A 14,915-nucleotide genomic window follows, 5' to 3' on the forward strand; every position below is an offset into this window, starting at 1 on the left:
CCACGCCCCACCCCTGTCGATCAAGAGGTTTGCGTCACCGGAAGCACTCCGGATGACGCAAACCTCTTGATCATTTCAGGTGGTGGTCAGCGGCCGGTGCAGGTGACAGTGGGAAGCCCGTTCGTTCCTGTGCTGCTGGCCAGGAAGCCGAACGTCGTTGTGCCGTTCGGTGCGACGGTGCCGTTGTACGCGACGTTCGTCGCTGTCACCGTCGAACCGGACGACGTCTGGGTGGCACCCCAGATCTGACTGATCGATTGCCCGTTGGGCCAGGTCCAGCTCGCGGTCCAACCGGAGAACGGCGTGCTGCCGTGATTCATGATCGTGACCTCGCCCTGGAAGCCGCCCTGCCAGGAGCTGCTCACCTTGTAGGAGGCCATGCAGGCACCGCCGGTCGGCGGCGGGGTGGTCGGCGGCGGGTCGGTGGGCGGCGGGTCGGTCGGCGGCGGGGTGGTGGGCGGCGGGTCGGTCGGCGTACCACCCGGACCCACGCCGGTGACCTGGCCGCTGCCGCCGTCGAAGGTCACGTCGGAGCAACCGAAGAAGTTCTCCTGCGAGTCCGAGCGGACCCAACGGGAGTAGATGATGTGCCGGCCACTCTTACCCGACGGCAGGTTGCCGCTGAAGTAGTAGTGCCCGTCGTTGGTGCCGACCGCCCCACGCTGCGGCGGGTTGGTCACCGTGAGGAACGGCTGCTCCAGGTCACTCCAGGCCAGCGCCCGGGTCGGGCTCCAGCTGTCCTTCGTGACGTAGAAGTAGAACGTGCCCGGGTGGTGCGCCCAGTTGCTGTACTTGAAGTCCAACCGCGCCCCGGCGGTCAGGTGGGTCAGCGGCCAGTCGGTGCGGGGCAGGTCGTAGCCGCGGAAACTGGAGTTGCCGCCGCTGCACAGTTGCCCGTCCGGGATGAAGCCGGTGGTCCGGCCACCCGCGTCGGAGCGCAGCACGCTGAACCAGTTGTAGAGCGAGTTCGCCCCGCTCTGCGCCACGGCAGCGGAGCACGCGGGGTTGTTCGGCCTGATCTCACCGGTCTGGCTGCGGCCGTCCTGCCAGCACAGGTACGTGCGGCTGCCCGGCGTCATCGCCGCGCCGTGCGCGGCGGCCGGACTGGACGCCACGGCGACAGCGCCCAGCGCGAGGGTCACGGCCGCGGTGAGTAACGCGGCCGTACGGGAACGATTCACGGGTTCTCCTGACTCGCGAGGCGCGCTGCCTGAGCCGCCTCGCCGCAATCGGGTGGGATGTGGCCTGATCGCCCCGCTGTCGTGAGCGGTGCGACGATCACAGCGACGTGCCCCGGCGGAATCAGCCGGTGGACGTGCGCCGTCGACGGTCCTGTCCTGGACCGGTGCCCTCGCGTCCAACCAACCCGGCAACCGGCGGCGCCGCAGCCCTCGCACCGCCCGGTACGCGTCATCCCACCATGCCGTACCCGCCGGGCGCAATAGGCATTGCTCGATGCAGGAGAAGACCCGCCGTTCGCCGTTGAACGCCATATCCTGCCTACGGGGAGCGGGAACGGAGAGGCGGCCGCCGGTGCCGGACGTGTTCGACGAGGTGCACCGCCGGTGCCGCGACGGCGAGCCGGTCGCGCTGGCCACCGTCGTGGCCACCTGGCAATCCGCCCCCCAGCCACCCGGCGCCGCCATGGTGGTCACGACCGACGGCACCGTCGTCGGCAGCGTCTCCGGCGGCTGCGTCGAGGCGGATCTCTACGAACGGGCCCGCCGGGTGCTCGACACCGGCCAACCCGAGCTGCGCCGCTACGGGATCAGCGACAATGATGCGTACGCCGTTGGCCTGACCTGCGGCGGCATCCTCGACGTGTTCGTCGAGCGCGTCGACGCGAGCGCCCTGCCGGCGCTGGACGCGGTCGCCGCCGCCCGCCGCGACGGCCAGCCGGCGGCAGTCGTCACCTGCGTCGCCGCCGACGCCACCAACCCACCGACCGCCGACGCTGACAGTCGACCGGCCGGGCCCCATGATCCGCCGGTCGCCGCTGACCACGCCGGGGCGAGCGACCCGGCCCGGCGGCTCGGCCGGCGGCTGGTGCTGACCGGCCAGCGCTGCGTCGGCTCGCTCGGCGACGACCGGCTCGACGACGCCGCGAGCGCCGACGCCCTCGGGCTGCTCGCCGCCGGGCGCGGCGGGATGCTCCGGTACGGATACCGCGGGCAGCGCCGAGGCAGCGGCGTCAGTCTCTTCGTGACCACGTACGCCACCCCACCCCGGATGATCGTCTTCGGGGCGATCGACTTCGCTGCCGCGGTGGCCCGGATCGGAGCGTTCCTCGGCTACCGGGTCACCGTCTGCGACGCCCGGCGGGTCTTCGCCACCGCGCGGCGCTTTCCCGAGGCGGACGAGGTGGTGGTTCAGTGGCCGCACCGCTACCTGGCTACCGAGGTGGCGGCCGGTCGACTCGACGGGCGCACGGTGGTGTGCGTGCTCACCCACGACCCGAAGTTCGACGTGCCGTTGCTGGAGCTGGCGCTGCGCCACCCGCTGGGGTACGTCGGCGCGATGGGCTCACGGCGCACCCACGACGAGCGGCAGAAGCTTCTGACCGAGGCAGGGCTCAGCGCGGAGCAGCTGTCCCGGCTCGCCTCCCCGATCGGGTTGGACCTCGGTGGTCGTACCCCTGAGGAGACCGCGGTGAGTGTGGCCGCGCAGATCGTCGCGGCCCGGTGGGGCGGCACCGGCCGCCCGCTCGCCGCGCTCGACGGGCCGATCCACCGGTCGGGGTAGCGCGCCGTCGGTGCCGGGCCTTCGGCGCCCATCGCGGCGCGCGCTGTGCCAGCCTGGTGCCACGGCGATCGATTCGGCGAGCGGCGGCCGGTGGCGACGACGAGAGGAACGGCATGGGATACGCGGTGGTGCTCGGCGAAGCGCTCGTCGACCTGCTCGACACCGAGTTGGACGGTGAGCGGGTCTACCGGCAGGCCATCGGCGGCGGGCCGCTCAACGTCGCGGTCGGGGTGGCCCGACTGGGCGGCGCGGCACAGTTCGTCGGCTCGCTCGGTGATGACGCGCTGGGCGGCCGGATCCGCTCGTTCCTCACCGCAGCCGACGTCGGGGTGGCCGGTGCGATCACGGTGCCCGCGCCGACCACGCTGGCGGTCGTCACGTACGCCGGGCCGGAACCGGACTTCCGTTTCTACGGCGAACCGGCCTCCTACGGACTGCTCGGCCCCGACGATCTGGAGCTGGCGCTGCTGGAGGGTGCCGACGTGCTCTACTGCGGCTCGATCGTGCTGCTCCAACCCGGCACGCTGGCCGCTGCCCGACGTGCCTGGTCGCTCGCCACCGGCCTGCGGGTCTTCGACCCGAACGTCCGTCCCCGGCTGCTGAACGGGCCGGATGCGCTGGAAGGGCTACGCGAGGTGGTGGCGGAGTTCGCCGCCGGAGCGCACCTGGTCAAGCTGAGCGCCGCCGACGCCGTCCTGCTCTATCCCGGTGAGCCGGTGGAGGGGGTGGCGGCGTACCTGCGCGAGTTGGGGGCGGCCACGGTGGTGGTGACGCTCGGCGCGGCCGGCGCGGTACTGGCAGCCGCCGACGCCGACCCGGTCCGAGTGCCGGCCCCCACCGTCAACGCGATCGACGCCACCGGTGCGGGCGACTCGGTGATGGCCGCGCTCATCGCCGACCTGCTCGTCGACGGCGAACCGGAGGACCCGTCAGGCTGGGCCGACCGGGTGGCCTTCGCGCTGCGGGTGGCGGGCCTGGTCTGCGAGTCCCCGGGCGGTGCCACCGCCATGCCCACCCGCGCCGCCGTGCACAACCGCTTCCGCACCTGATCCCTCTGGGGGGCCGGTCAGGCCGTGCCGGTCAGTTCGAGGTAGCCGCGGTGGGCGGCGACCAGGGCGGGACGGGCGCCGAACGGGGCCTCGGCGGCCACCCGCTCCGGCGGGGCGCTTCCGGTGTGCGCCGCCCGGATCAGCCAGGCCAGCTTCGCCAGCTCCGCGTGCTGGGCCCGGACGAACTCGACGTCCACCGGATCGCCGTGGCCCGGGACCACCACGGTGCGCGCGGTGGTCAGCCGCAGCAGGTCCGCGACCGCGTCCGGCCACTGCAGGGGGTACGAGTCCTCGAAGGCGGGCGGTCCGCTCTGCTCCACCAGGTCCCCGGCGACCAGCACGTCGGCGTCCGGCACGTGCACCACCAGGTCTGCCTCGGTGTGCCCCCGCCCCGGGTGTCGCAGCAGCACCCGTCGGCCGCCCAGGTCCAGGACGGTCTCGACGTGCACGGTGTGCGTCGGGGCGAGCAGTGGGGTGTCGGCCAGCTCGGCGGCGAGCGTCGGATGCTGCGTCCGCAACTCCTCGTACGCCTCCCGGCGCAGCCGCTCCGGCTCGTCGCGCAGGGCGGTGGCGGCCAGCTCGTGCGCGTACACCGGGCGGGGTGGCTCGCCGGCCAGTACCGCGTTGCCGAAGCAGTGGTCGTAGTGGTGATGGGTGTTGACCAGCGTCAACGGACGGTCGGTGACCGCCCGGACGGCCCCGGCCAGCTCGGTGGCCTGGGCGGCCGACGAGAGCGTGTCGACCACCAGCGCCCCGTCGTCGCCGACGACCAGTGTGACGTTGACCCGCAGCAGCGGCTCGGCCAGCACGTAGACCCGGTCGGCGACCTCGACGAAACCGACGGTCACGACGCCCGCCCGGCGCGCTCGACGAAACGTGCCCGGTCGACGAGGATCCGTTCCACCAGACCCCGGGCCACCGTCTGGTCCCCGTCGCTGACCGTGACCTCGAACGACAACCGGCGGCCGTCGACGGCCGCCAGCAGTGCCTGCGCGCGGACCGTCCGGCCGACCACCGTCGGCGCCAGGTGCTCCAACTCGACCCGGGTGCCCACCGTCGTCGAACCGGGCGGCATCCCGGTTGCCGTCGCCGCGACGGTGGCCGCCTCGGCCAGCGCCAGCACCCGGGGAGTGCCCAGCACCGGCACGTCCCCGGAACCGACCGCCTGGGCGGTGTCCGCGTCGGTGACCGTCAACTCGACCTGGGCGGTCACACCCGGCACGAAGGCCGGCTCCGGCTGCTCCTGCATGGCGTCAGCCTAGGTGCTAACCGGGCCCGCCGACCAAGCGGCCGGGGATCCGGAACCGCCCGCTCGCCCACCTGTGCACGACCCCGCCAGGTGGTCCCCGTCGGTCGATGCCGCCCCCGTCGTTAACCTTGACCCCGATGGCCGTCGTGACTGACCCCCAGCCCCCCGCCCGGACCGACCCGCCCGCGTCCCCGGACGGGGGTCGTCGGCGCATCGTCGCCATGACCGTCTGGGCGGTCGCCTTCGTCGCCGCGTGGCTGGCCATCGGCCTGCCCACCGACCCGGCGTACGCCTTCGTCTGGATCTGGGCCGCGACCATCGCCTGGAACAGCGAACGGCCCTGGCGCAGTCATCTGCGCTTCGCCCGGGACTGGGTGCCGGTGGTGCTGCTGTTCGTGGTGTACAACCTCTCGCGCGGGTTCGCCGACAACGGGGCGACGCCGCACGCGATGGAGCTGATCGTCGCCGACCGGTTCATGTTCGGCTGGGCCACCGGCGGTGAGGTGCCCACCGTCTGGTTGCAGGAGCACCTCTACCACCCGCAGGTGCACTGGTGGGACGTCGCGGCGAGCTGGGTGTACTTCTCCCACTTCGTGGTGGCGCTGGCCGCCGCCGCGGTGCTCTGGATCCGCGACCGGCACCGCTGGGCGGCGTACATGCGGCGCTGGGGTTTCCTCTGCGCGGCCGGCCTGGTCACCTACTTCGTCTACCCGGCCGCCCCACCCTGGTGGGCGGCGCAGAACGGCCTGCTCACCGAGGTCGCCCGGATCTCGACCCGGGGTTGGAAGGCGTTCGGCATGCACGGCGCCGGCAACGTCCTCAACGCCGGCCAGATCGCCTCCAACCCGGTCGCCGCGATGCCCTCGCTGCACACCGCGTGGGCGCTGTTCGTGGTGCTGTTCTTCCTGACCGCCACCCGTCGTCGCTGGTGGCCGCTGCTGCTCGCGTACCCGCTGGCGATGACCTTCACCCTGGTCTACTCGGGTGAGCACTACGTGATCGACGTGCTGGTCGGCTGGGCGTACGTGGGGATGACCTTCCTGGTGGTCGGTCTGGCCGAGCGCGGCTGGGCGGCGTGGCGCGCCCGCCACCCGAGCGCGAGGTCGGAACAGGCCAAGGAACCCCCACCGACCCCGACCGACCCCCCGACCAACCAGCCGGAACCCCCCACCCCCCGCGAACCAGACCCCACCACCCCCGCCTCAGTCCCCGCCGACCACTAACCACCCACCCTCCGGCCCCCGGGCCCGTTGATCATGAAGTTATTGCCCTCCGGCACGGCGTGTCGGAGCAATAACTTCATGATCAACCAGGCGAGGCGGGTGGGGGTGGTCAGGGGTGGGGGTGGGTGCGGGCCTGGTGGGCTCTGGTGGTCAGGTCGGCGGCCAGGGCCCAGGCCTCGGCCAGGTCGCGGTCCTGGGCGGTGGCGCCGGAGCCGCCAGCGGTGTCCGCGTGGACGGAGGCCAGGCCCAGACGGCGCTGGATCGGCCCCTGGACCACCCGCACGCTCTGGATCCGGGCGTACGGCACGATCACCAGTTGTCGGGTGAGCAGCCCGGACCGGGTGGCGAACACCCCCTCGAACAGCCCCGCGCCGAACGCGGTACGGCCCAGCGGGTGTAGCCAACGGGTTCGCGGTGGTGGTGGGCTCAACGGGAGCGCGTCGAGGCGTACCCCGGGAAGCACCTCGGCGACGATCATCGTCGCCGTCGGCAGGTCGCCGACGGGCAGCAGCCGGTCGGGCCGGTTGCGGTCGTCGGCCTCCGCGACGGAGTAACCGGCCACCTCCAGCCGCAGCCGCAGCCAGCCCTTCACCCGCCACAGCAGCGGCCAGGTGGCCCGCACGGTCTGCACCCGCTCCAGCGGCACGGTCTGCGCGCGCGTCTCCAGCAGGCCGTTGTGCACCCGCAGCGTGCCGCGGTCGCGGGCCAGCCGGAAGTTCCAGTCGTCGAGCACCCGGCGGATCGGTTGCAGCAGGACACCCGCCATCGCGGTCAGGGTGCTCGCCACCGCGACGAACGACCATGAGCCGGCGGTGAGGAACTGCACCACGACGAACGCCACACCGAACGGGAGCAGGAACGCCTGCGGGGTGAGTAGCTGGCTGATCAGCAGGTTCTGGTTGCGTACCGCGTGCAGTGGCCGGCCCGGCACGGCCGGCGGCGGCGCCGTCGCACCCGGGGTGACCGGGGTCGCCGCGTCGCCGGGCGGGGGCGGCTGCGCCACCCGCCCGGCCAGCGCCAGCAGGCGCTCGCGCAGCACTGTCGCGTCGGCCACCCCGAGGTACGCCAGTGGCGCCTCGGTCTTGCCGCCGCCGACCACCTCCAGACGCAGCTCGGCCAGGCCGGTGAGCTGCGCGAGCAGGGGCCGGACCACCTCCACGGCCTGCAACCGTTCCAACGGGATGGCCCGGGTACGCCGCCAGAGCAGCCCTTCGTACACCCGAAGCTCCCGGCCCACCACGTGGTAGCCGGTGTTGTACCAACTGATCACCGACAGCACCGTCGCGCCGAGCGCCAGCACCGCCACCGTGACGGCGAACCAGCCGAAGCCCACTCGGGACAGCGTCGACCAGGACAGCCCGGCGATCACCACGACCAGGGACTTGGCGCCGTGCAGCACCGGGCTGAGCGGATGCAGCCGCTGCCGGGGCTCGCCGACGCCGCCACCCGGTGGTCCCGACCACGGCGCGGGCACCCCCGGCGGCACCGGCCCGGACGACGCCGCACCGGCGAACGGCGGGCCACCAGGCGCGCCAGCGAACGGTTGGCCGCCAGGTGTCTCAGCGAACGGCGGGCCACCGGATGGGTCGGCGAACGGCGGGCCGCCGGGTGCCGTTCCGGTGGGCAGCACCGGACCCGGTGGCGTCGGGCCGGTGGGTGGCACGGTGCTCCGCTCGGCGGGTCCGTCGCTCATCGGCGCGGCCCTCGGCGCGATCGGCGGTTGTCCGCGCGGGTGTTCACAGCCCCTCCGCCCGGTCCTCGCCGAGCGCGGTGAGCCGGTCGCGCAGCCGGGACGCCTCCGCCGGCCGCAGCCCGGGCACCCGGGCGTCGCTGGCCGCCGCCGCGGTGTGCAACTGCACGGTGGCCAGGTCGAAGGCGCGCTCCAACGGCCCGGCGCTCACGTCGACGAACTGCATTCGCGAATACGGAACGATGGAGAGCCGGCGGACCAGCAGCCCGTGCCGGACCAACAGGTCGTTCTCCCGCTCGGTGTACCCCCAGGCGCGGACGGCGCGGACGATCGCGACGGCCCGCCACGCGCCGAGCACCAGCACCACGGCGACGGCGAGCCCGAACAGCCAGTGGCCGCTGAGGGCCCAGCCGACCGCCGTCACCGCCAGCCCGATGGCGACCACGACCGCCAGCCGGATCAGCTCCACCCAGATCAGGTCGGTGGAGATCGGCTGCCAGTTGACGGTGTCCGGCCAGGGCTCCAGCGGACCCCGACCACCTGGCGCCGCCGTCAGCAGCGGCCCGGACGCGCCGGGGTCGGACGGGCGAGCCCCGGACGCGCCGGGGTCGGCCGGCAGGAGACCGGGGGGTGGCAGTTCGGGCGCGCGTTGGTCGGCACCGGATGTCGGTCGGTGACCGGGCGGCAGCGCGCCCGGTGGCAGTGGGGCGGGCGTCGCGACATCCGGCGCGGCGGGCTCGGGGCCGAGCGTGCCCGGCGCCGGGAACGCGCCGGGCGGCGGATCGACGCCGGGAGGGGTGGCGGCCGGGGTGGGCGGCCAGGACGGAGAAGTGGGGCCGGGGGAAGCCGGAGGGTCGCCGCTCACAGGTCGAGCGTAGGCGATCCGGGCACCGGAGTGACGGCACGCAGGAAGCCTCGGGCGTCCAGGAAGTCACCGAGGCTGCCCCGGTGCTCGTCGCAGGCCAACCAGGTCTTGCGCCGATCGGGGTCGTGCAGACGGGGATTGTTCCACTCCAGCACCCAGACGGCGGCCGACCGGCAGCCGCGGGCCGAACAGACCAGGGCCTCGTCGGCGGGGGAGGGAATGCTCATCCCGGCCAGTCTAGGGCGGCGGGACGGAGAGGTTGAGCGCCGGGCGACCACGGGGGGAGCCGCCCGGCGACGGGGTGAATCGTACACGCGGCGGGCCGGTCCGCGCACACCCGCGATGCGCAATTCGGCCGCTGGTGACGGCGCGGCCAAAATCGGCTTCTCCCCACCTCGACACTCAGCAAGGCGTGCGAGTCTTGATACCGCACAAGCCGCGACGACCGACAAACGCTGTGGAGGACCGGTGGCCCAGCCGACCATGCCCGACGCCCCGACGCCGAACGGCGCGGCACCTGCGCCGGTGACCACACCCGCGCAGGACGCCACCCTGCTGGAAAAGGCGCTGTTCGAGATCAAACGCGTGATCGTCGGGCAGGACCGGATGGTCGAGCGGATGTTCGTCGCGCTGCTCGCCCGCGGTCACTGCCTGCTCGAAGGCGTGCCCGGGGTGGCCAAGACCCTGGCGGTGGAAACCCTCGCCAAGGTCGTCGGGGGGTCCTTCGCCCGGGTGCAGTTCACCCCGGACCTGGTGCCCGCCGACATCATGGGCACCCGGATCTACCGGCAGTCGAGCGAGAAGTTCGACGTCGAGCTGGGGCCGGTCTTCGTCAACTTCCTGCTCGCCGACGAGATCAACCGGGCGCCGGCGAAGGTGCAGTCCGCGCTGCTGGAGGTGATGAGCGAGCGGCAGGTGTCCATCGGCGGCGAGAGCCATCGGGTGCCCGACCCGTTCCTGGTGATGGCCACCCAGAACCCGATCGAGCAGGAGGGCGTCTACCCGCTGCCGGAGGCGCAACGGGACCGGTTCCTCATGAAGATCGTGGTGGGCTATCCGACCGACGCGGAGGAGCGGGAGATCGTCTACCGGATGGGCGTGGCCGCGCCCGAGCCGACCGCGGTGTTCGACACCCCGGACCTGATCGCCCTGCAACGCAAGGCGGACCAGGTCTTCGTGCACAACGCCCTGGTCGACTACGCGGTCCGGTTGGTGCTGGCCACCCGCGCCCCGGCCGAGCACGGCATGCCCGACGTCGCGCAACTGATCCAGTACGGTGCCAGCCCGCGCGCCTCGCTGGGTCTGGTCCGGGCGACCCGCGCCCTGGCGCTGCTGCGCGGGCGGGACTACGCGCTGCCGCAGGACGTGCAGGACATCGCGCCGGACATCCTGCGGCACCGGTTGGTGCTCAGCTACGACGCGCTCGCCGACGACGTGCCCGCCGACCACATCGTGCAGCGGGTGATGTCGACGATCCCGCTTCCCGCGGTCGCGCCCCGGCAGCAGGCCACCCCGCCCTCGATCGCGCCGCCGCCGGGCGCTGGTTGGCCCGGGCAGCGGCCGTGACCTCACCCACCCCTCGTCCGGCCCCCCTCGCCGACCGCAGCGAGGCCGTGCTGTCCCGGCTTCAGCTGCTCGTCACCCGCAAACTCGACGGTCTGCTCCAGGGCGACTACGCCGGCCTGCTGCCCGGACCGGGCAGTGAGGCGGGGGAGTCCCGGGAGTACCGCCCCGGCGACGACGTGCGTCGGATGGACTGGCCGGTCACGGCACGCACGACCACACCGCACGTGCGGCGTACGGTCGCCGACCGGGAACTGGAGACCTGGCTCGCGCTGGACCTCTCCGCCAGCCTGGACTTCGGCACCGGGCAGTGGCTCAAGCGGGAGGTCGTGGTGGCCGCCGCCGCTGCCATCACCCACCTGACCGTGCGCGGAGGTAACCGGATCGGCGCCGTGATCGGCACCGGCGGCGGGGTGTCCGCGCCGGCCCGACGCTGGCGGGGCAGAGCAGCGTCGCCGGGGCCGGGGGTGCTCACCCGGCTGCCGGCCCGCTCCGGGCGCAAGGAGGCGCAGGGTCTCTTGCGTGCCGTCGCCGGCACCGCCATCCAGCCCGGCCGTGGTGATCTGGGCGCGCTGATCGAGATGCTCAACCGTCCGCCCCGCCGCCGTGGGGTGGCAGTGGTCGTCTCGGACTTCCTCGCGCCGGCCGAGCAGTGGGCCCGGCCGATGCGTAAGCTGCGCGTCCGGCACGACGTGCTGGCGATCGAGGTGGTCGACCCGCGTGAGCTGGAACTGCCCGACGTGGGCGTGTTGCCGGTGGTCGACCCGGAGAGCGGCGAACTGCACGAGGTGCAGACCGCCGACCCACGGCTGCGGCAGCGCTACGCCGACGCGGCCACCGCCCAACGGGCCACCATCGCCGCCGCCCTGCGCGGCGCCGGTGCGGCCCACCTGCGTCTGCGTACCGACCGAGACTGGCTGCTGGACATGGTGCGATTCGTGGCCGCGCAACGGCACGCACGCACCCGGGGGACGACACGATGATCCGTTTTCTGCAACCGTGGTGGCTGCTGGCCGTGCTGCCGGTGTTCGCCCTCGCCGCGTTCTACGTCTGGCGGCAGCTGCACCGCCGGGCGTACGCGATGCGGTTCACCAATGTGGACCTGTTGCGGACGGTGGCGCCGAAGGGCCTGGGTTGGCGTCGGCACGTCCCGGCGACCGCGTTCCTGCTCTGCCTGCTGGTGTTGGCCACCGCGCTGGCCCGGCCCGCTGTCGACACCAAGGAGCCGCTGGAGCGGGCGACCGTGATGCTCGCCATCGACGTGTCGTTGTCGATGCAGGCCGACGACGTGTCACCGAACCGCCTGGAGGCGGCCCAGGAGGCCGCCAAGCAGTTCGTCAGTGAGCTGCCGGAGAGCTACAACCTGGGCCTCGTGTCGTTCGCCAAGGCGGCCAACGTGCTGGTGCCGCCGGGCAAGGACCGCGACGCGGTGACCAGCGCCATCGACGGGCTGGTGCTGGCCGAGGCGACAGCGACCGGTGAGGCGGTGTTCACCTGCCTGGAGGCGATCCGGTCGGTGCCGGCCGACGGCGCGGCGGGTATCCCGCCGGCGCGGATCGTGCTGCTCTCGGACGGCTTCCGCACCTCCGGTCGGGCGGTGGAGGAGGCGGCGGCGGCCGCGCAGGCCGCCAACGTCCCGGTTTCCACGATCGCCTTCGGCACGGACACCGGCCAGGTCGACATCGGCGGGCAGTTGCAGCGGGTGCCGGTGGACCGGTTGGCCCTCGCCGACCTCGCCGAGACCACCGAGGGGTACTTCTACGAGGCGGCCTCGGTGAGCGAGCTGAAGCAGGTCTATCAGGACATGGGCAGCTCGATCGGGTTCCGCACCGAGCCGCGTGAGGTGACCCAGTGGTACGCCGGGGTGGCGCTGCTGCTGGCCCTCTGCGCCGGTGCGCTCAGCCTGCTGTGGTCGTCGCGGATGCTCTGAGCGGTGGGGCCGGCGGCGGTCACCCACCGCCGCCGGTCGGCACCGACCCGGTGGTCACCGCTGCGAAGGACGAGCAGCTCAGTGATCGCCGCCGGTCGGCGACCAGCTCAGTGGCCGCCGCCGGCGAGGACGAAGACGATGGCCACCCAGACGGCGGCGAGGGTGAAGCCCAGCGGGGCGACGTAGCGGCTCATGGACGGCTCCGGGTGGCGGCTGGACGGTCCGCGTGCGGGGGCGGACCGCAGGGGGTAGGGACGCGCACACGAAGTCGTGACCGGGCGGCTCCCGGCGACCGCCCGGGTTGGGGCGGCGCGGCGCACTCACCTCGGCCTGTGCCGACGTGAGTGGGGAGCGGATCGGGGTCAGCTCACCAGACTGAGTCGTGGCTCAGCGGGACTGACCATCGGCCCGGCCACGACTGGGAGGATCGCTATCTCGCACAGCGATCACCTCCTGCAAGTCGGGCGGGCCGGAACGTCGATGATCGTACACCTGCGGTGCCGGCGGAACGCACTCGGCCGACCGGTCGGCGGCCCCTCCACCGCCCGGTCGGCGACGCCGCTGATCACCAGCCCGGACGCCTCGGCGGCGCGGCGACCCCGGCTGACCCACCCGCACGACAGTGACCAGCACCCCGGCGAGCAGCGGCAGCCAGCAGCAGCGGGCCAGCACCCACCCGAGGTCGTCCGGGACGGTGTGCAGACCGGGCAGGGCGAGCCCGCCGCGGGCGGTGAGCGCCGTCACCGCCACCAGGACCGGCTGGTGCCACAGGTAGATCCGGACCGCGAAGCGGTTCACAGCGGTCACCGCCCGGCCCGGCAGTGGCCGGGCCAGCAGCCGTCGCAGCGCCGGCCGGGCCAGCAACCCCAGCCCGACCTGGGTGACCGCCAGCGCCACGACCAGCAGCGACGGCGGGTTCAGGTTGGACACCCCGGCCCCGGGCACCCCCACCGCGCTCACCGGATAACCGAGCGCCAGCAGCGCCGCCAGCGCGAGCGCCCCACCGGCCGCCGCCGTGCCACCGCCCCGCCGGCTCCGCAGCCACCCGTCGGCGTGCGCCACCCCCAGCAGGTACGGCACCGACCAGGCCGCCAGCACGGTGACCGGGGGCAGGTCGCTGGCGGCCGGCACCAGGCGGATGGCCAGGTCGGCCGCGGCCACCACGGCCACCGCCGGTGTCGCGCAGCGCAGCACACCCCAGCGGCGTACGGCGGCACGCAGCGGACCGGTCGACGCGACCAGGATCACCAGAGGTAGCAGGAACCACAGCGGGCTGACCGCGAGCCGCAGCGCGACGGCGAGCGTGTCGTCGGAGGTGCCGACGACGGTGGCGGCGAGCAGGACGGCGGCACCCACCCCGAGCAGCGCCACGGTGGGCAGCAGCAGCCGACGCAGCCGACCGGCCAGCCAACCGCCCGTACCGCCCGGGTGGCGGGCCAGCGACCGGGCTGAGCCGAACCCGGCGGTGAAGAAGAACAACCCGAGCGTCTGCAACACCCAGGTCAGCGGGGCCAGGCCGGGCAGGGCGGTCAACGGACTGGCCTGGTGCAGCCCGCCGTCGCCGGTCAGCACCAGGCCGGTGACCAGCCAGTGCCCCAGCACCACCCCACCGATGGCGTACGCCCGCAGCGCGTCGATGGCAGGGTCCCGGCTCACCGGGCGTCCCCGGTCCGGTCGGCGTCGACGCCGTCCAGCACGACCGCCGCCACCGCGACCAGTGTGGCGCTGCCCGGTGCGAGATAGCCGTCGTGCCCCGCCACCCCGCCCACCGGCAGCGGTCGGGCGCCGAACGCCGGGTCGCCGGGTCGCCGGCCGAAGCCCAACCCGGGAAGCCGCAGCGGCGGGACCCGTCGGATCCAGTCCGTCGGCGCCTCGGCGGCCCAGAACCGCCGCCCGCCGGGCAGGTCGTCGGCGTGCTGCACACCAGCGCCCACCCCACCCAGGCTGACCACGTCGGTGACCTGGGACGGGGCGTCCGCCGCCGCCAGTGACACCACCAGCGCCCCGTAACTGTGCCCGACCAGCGTGATCGTCGCGCCCGGACGCCGCCCGGCCAGCTCCCGCAGCAGCGGGGCCAGCCCGGCCGCGCCGCGCCGGGCGCTGACGCCACCGGCGGCGCTCAGCACCCCGTCGGGCGGGTCGTAGCCCAGCCAGGCCAGCACCGCGACCCGCGCCGCCGGGTCGGTCGCCCGCAGTTCCCGGTAGACCTGCCCGGCCTGCACGGCGGGCGCCCGCCGTGCCACCCCACCCAACCCCCTGTCGAAGTCGGCGAGCGTGCTGCCGACCCCGGGCACCAGCACCGCGATCCGGTCGGCGGTGGCGAGGTCGCCGAGCACCTCGACGGCGCGGCCGTCACCGCGCGCGTCGAACAGCAGGAACCGGCGTCCATCGGCTGCCCAGTCCGCGTACGGGGGGCCGGCCGCGCGCATCGCCGCCGCCATCATCGGGTACGCCTCGACGAATCCCGCCGCCGTGGCCGGCCCGGCCGGGATCGGCAGGACCAGGTTCACGCCGAGCAGCGCGGCCATCGCCAACCGGCTGGCACCTCGTCGTCGCATCACGTTCTCCCTCCGGAATGTCGTCCGGAGGGAGAGTGCGCCCAGG

At 73.8% G+C, this 14,915-nt stretch carries 14 protein-coding genes; 6 read left to right on the forward strand and 8 right to left on the reverse strand.

Annotated features, from left to right (window positions below; genetic code table 11):
* Nucleotides 1–86: 86 nt before the first annotated feature.
* A complete protein-coding gene (locus QSK15_RS28670) occupies nt 87–1,181 on the reverse strand; it encodes a lytic polysaccharide monooxygenase (protein ID WP_285797174.1) in 1,095 nt (364 codons plus the stop codon).
* 352 nt (nt 1,182–1,533) lie between these two features.
* Between QSK15_RS28670 and QSK15_RS28675 the strand changes: the two genes are divergently transcribed.
* Together QSK15_RS28675 and QSK15_RS28680 are read left to right on the forward strand one after the other, a co-directional pair.
* Complete coding sequence (locus QSK15_RS28675; RefSeq protein WP_285797175.1) at nt 1,534–2,742, forward strand: XdhC family protein; 1,209 nt, start codon at nt 1,534–1,536, stop codon at nt 2,740–2,742.
* A gap of 113 nt (nt 2,743–2,855) precedes the next feature.
* A complete protein-coding gene (locus QSK15_RS28680) occupies nt 2,856–3,791 on the forward strand; it encodes a PfkB family carbohydrate kinase (protein ID WP_285797176.1) in 936 nt (311 codons plus the stop codon).
* Between the two features lie 17 nt (nt 3,792–3,808).
* On the opposite strand, the gene QSK15_RS28685 is transcribed toward QSK15_RS28680, so the two are convergent.
* A complete protein-coding gene (locus QSK15_RS28685) occupies nt 3,809–4,639 on the reverse strand; it encodes an MBL fold metallo-hydrolase (protein WP_285797177.1) in 831 nt (276 codons plus the stop codon).
* Complete coding sequence (locus QSK15_RS28690; RefSeq protein WP_285797178.1) at nt 4,636–5,040, reverse strand: thioesterase family protein; 405 nt, start codon at nt 5,038–5,040, stop codon at nt 4,636–4,638. Before QSK15_RS28690 ends, QSK15_RS28685 begins: the two co-directional genes overlap by 4 nt.
* Before the next feature lie 137 nt (nt 5,041–5,177).
* Here QSK15_RS28690 and QSK15_RS28695 point away from each other — a divergent pair, with 137 nt between their 5' ends.
* The gene (locus QSK15_RS28695) at nt 5,178–6,263 is read left to right on the forward strand and encodes a phosphatase PAP2 family protein (protein ID WP_285797179.1); all 1,086 of its coding nucleotides are present in this window, start codon (nt 5,178–5,180) and stop codon (nt 6,261–6,263) included.
* A gap of 109 nt (nt 6,264–6,372) precedes the next feature.
* Here the strand turns inward: QSK15_RS28695 and QSK15_RS28700 are convergent, their stop codons facing one another.
* The 3 genes from QSK15_RS28700 to QSK15_RS28710 form a co-directional block, all read right to left on the reverse strand.
* Nucleotides 6,373–7,956 carry a PH domain-containing protein gene (locus QSK15_RS28700; protein ID WP_285797180.1) on the reverse strand — a complete coding sequence of 528 codons (1,584 nt, stop codon included), beginning with the start codon at nt 7,954–7,956 and terminating at the stop codon, nt 6,373–6,375.
* A gap of 43 nt (nt 7,957–7,999) precedes the next feature.
* On the reverse strand, nt 8,000–8,572 hold the full coding sequence (locus QSK15_RS28705) for a PH domain-containing protein (protein ID WP_502889660.1): 573 nt from the start codon (nt 8,570–8,572) through the stop codon (nt 8,000–8,002).
* Between the two features lie 242 nt (nt 8,573–8,814).
* The gene (locus tag QSK15_RS28710) at nt 8,815–9,045 is read right to left on the reverse strand and encodes a hypothetical protein (protein WP_030337808.1); all 231 of its coding nucleotides are present in this window, start codon (nt 9,043–9,045) and stop codon (nt 8,815–8,817) included.
* 241 nt (nt 9,046–9,286) lie between these two features.
* Here QSK15_RS28710 and QSK15_RS28715 point away from each other — a divergent pair, with 241 nt between their 5' ends.
* From QSK15_RS28715 to QSK15_RS28725, 3 genes are read left to right on the forward strand one after another with little or no spacing between them, the layout of a single operon-like run.
* Entirely contained in the window at nt 9,287–10,384 is a 1,098-nt protein-coding gene (locus QSK15_RS28715) for an AAA family ATPase (RefSeq protein WP_285797181.1), read from the forward strand.
* A complete protein-coding gene (locus QSK15_RS28720; RefSeq protein WP_285797182.1) occupies nt 10,363–11,364 on the forward strand; it encodes a DUF58 domain-containing protein in 1,002 nt (333 codons plus the stop codon). Before QSK15_RS28715 ends, QSK15_RS28720 begins: the two co-directional genes overlap by 22 nt.
* Nucleotides 11,361–12,311: a VWA domain-containing protein gene (locus QSK15_RS28725; RefSeq protein WP_279518923.1), complete on the forward strand. Its 951-nt coding sequence runs from the start codon at nt 11,361–11,363 to the stop codon at nt 12,309–12,311. The genes QSK15_RS28720 and QSK15_RS28725 overlap by 4 nt, the downstream gene beginning before the upstream one ends.
* 387 nt (nt 12,312–12,698) lie before the next feature.
* Here QSK15_RS28725 and QSK15_RS28730 read toward each other — a convergent pair whose 3' ends face one another.
* Both QSK15_RS28730 and QSK15_RS28735 read right to left on the reverse strand, forming a co-directional pair.
* Complete coding sequence (locus tag QSK15_RS28730) at nt 12,699–13,967, reverse strand: acyltransferase family protein (RefSeq protein ID WP_285797183.1); 1,269 nt, start codon at nt 13,965–13,967, stop codon at nt 12,699–12,701.
* Nucleotides 13,964–14,869, reverse strand: coding sequence for an alpha/beta hydrolase (locus QSK15_RS28735; protein WP_285797184.1), 906 nt, complete (start codon nt 14,867–14,869; stop codon nt 13,964–13,966). The genes QSK15_RS28730 and QSK15_RS28735 overlap by 4 nt, the downstream gene beginning before the upstream one ends.
* Between the last annotated feature and the right edge of the window lie 46 nt (nt 14,870–14,915).

This window comes from Micromonospora sp. NBRC 107095 (genome assembly GCF_030269705.1).
In the GTDB taxonomy this organism is placed as follows: Bacteria; Actinomycetota; Actinomycetes; order Mycobacteriales; family Micromonosporaceae; genus Micromonospora; species Micromonospora parva.

Excerpts from the sequence above, each read along its gene's own strand:
- QSK15_RS28680 (WP_285797176.1), top strand. The coding sequence starts at position 2,856 with ATGGGATACGCGGTGGTGCTCGGCGAAGCGCTCGTCGACCTGCTCGAC.
- QSK15_RS28690 (WP_285797178.1), bottom strand. The coding sequence starts at position 5,040 with ATGCAGGAGCAGCCGGAGCCGGCCTTCGTGCCGGGTGTGACCGCCCAG.
- QSK15_RS28695 (WP_285797179.1), top strand. The coding sequence starts at position 5,178 with ATGGCCGTCGTGACTGACCCCCAGCCCCCCGCCCGGACCGACCCGCCC.
- QSK15_RS28700 (WP_285797180.1), bottom strand. The coding sequence starts at position 7,956 with ATGAGCGACGGACCCGCCGAGCGGAGCACCGTGCCACCCACCGGCCCG.
- QSK15_RS28710 (WP_030337808.1), bottom strand. The coding sequence starts at position 9,045 with ATGAGCATTCCCTCCCCCGCCGACGAGGCCCTGGTCTGTTCGGCCCGC.
- QSK15_RS28725 (WP_279518923.1), top strand. The coding sequence starts at position 11,361 with ATGATCCGTTTTCTGCAACCGTGGTGGCTGCTGGCCGTGCTGCCGGTG.
- QSK15_RS28735 (WP_285797184.1), bottom strand. The coding sequence starts at position 14,869 with ATGCGACGACGAGGTGCCAGCCGGTTGGCGATGGCCGCGCTGCTCGGC.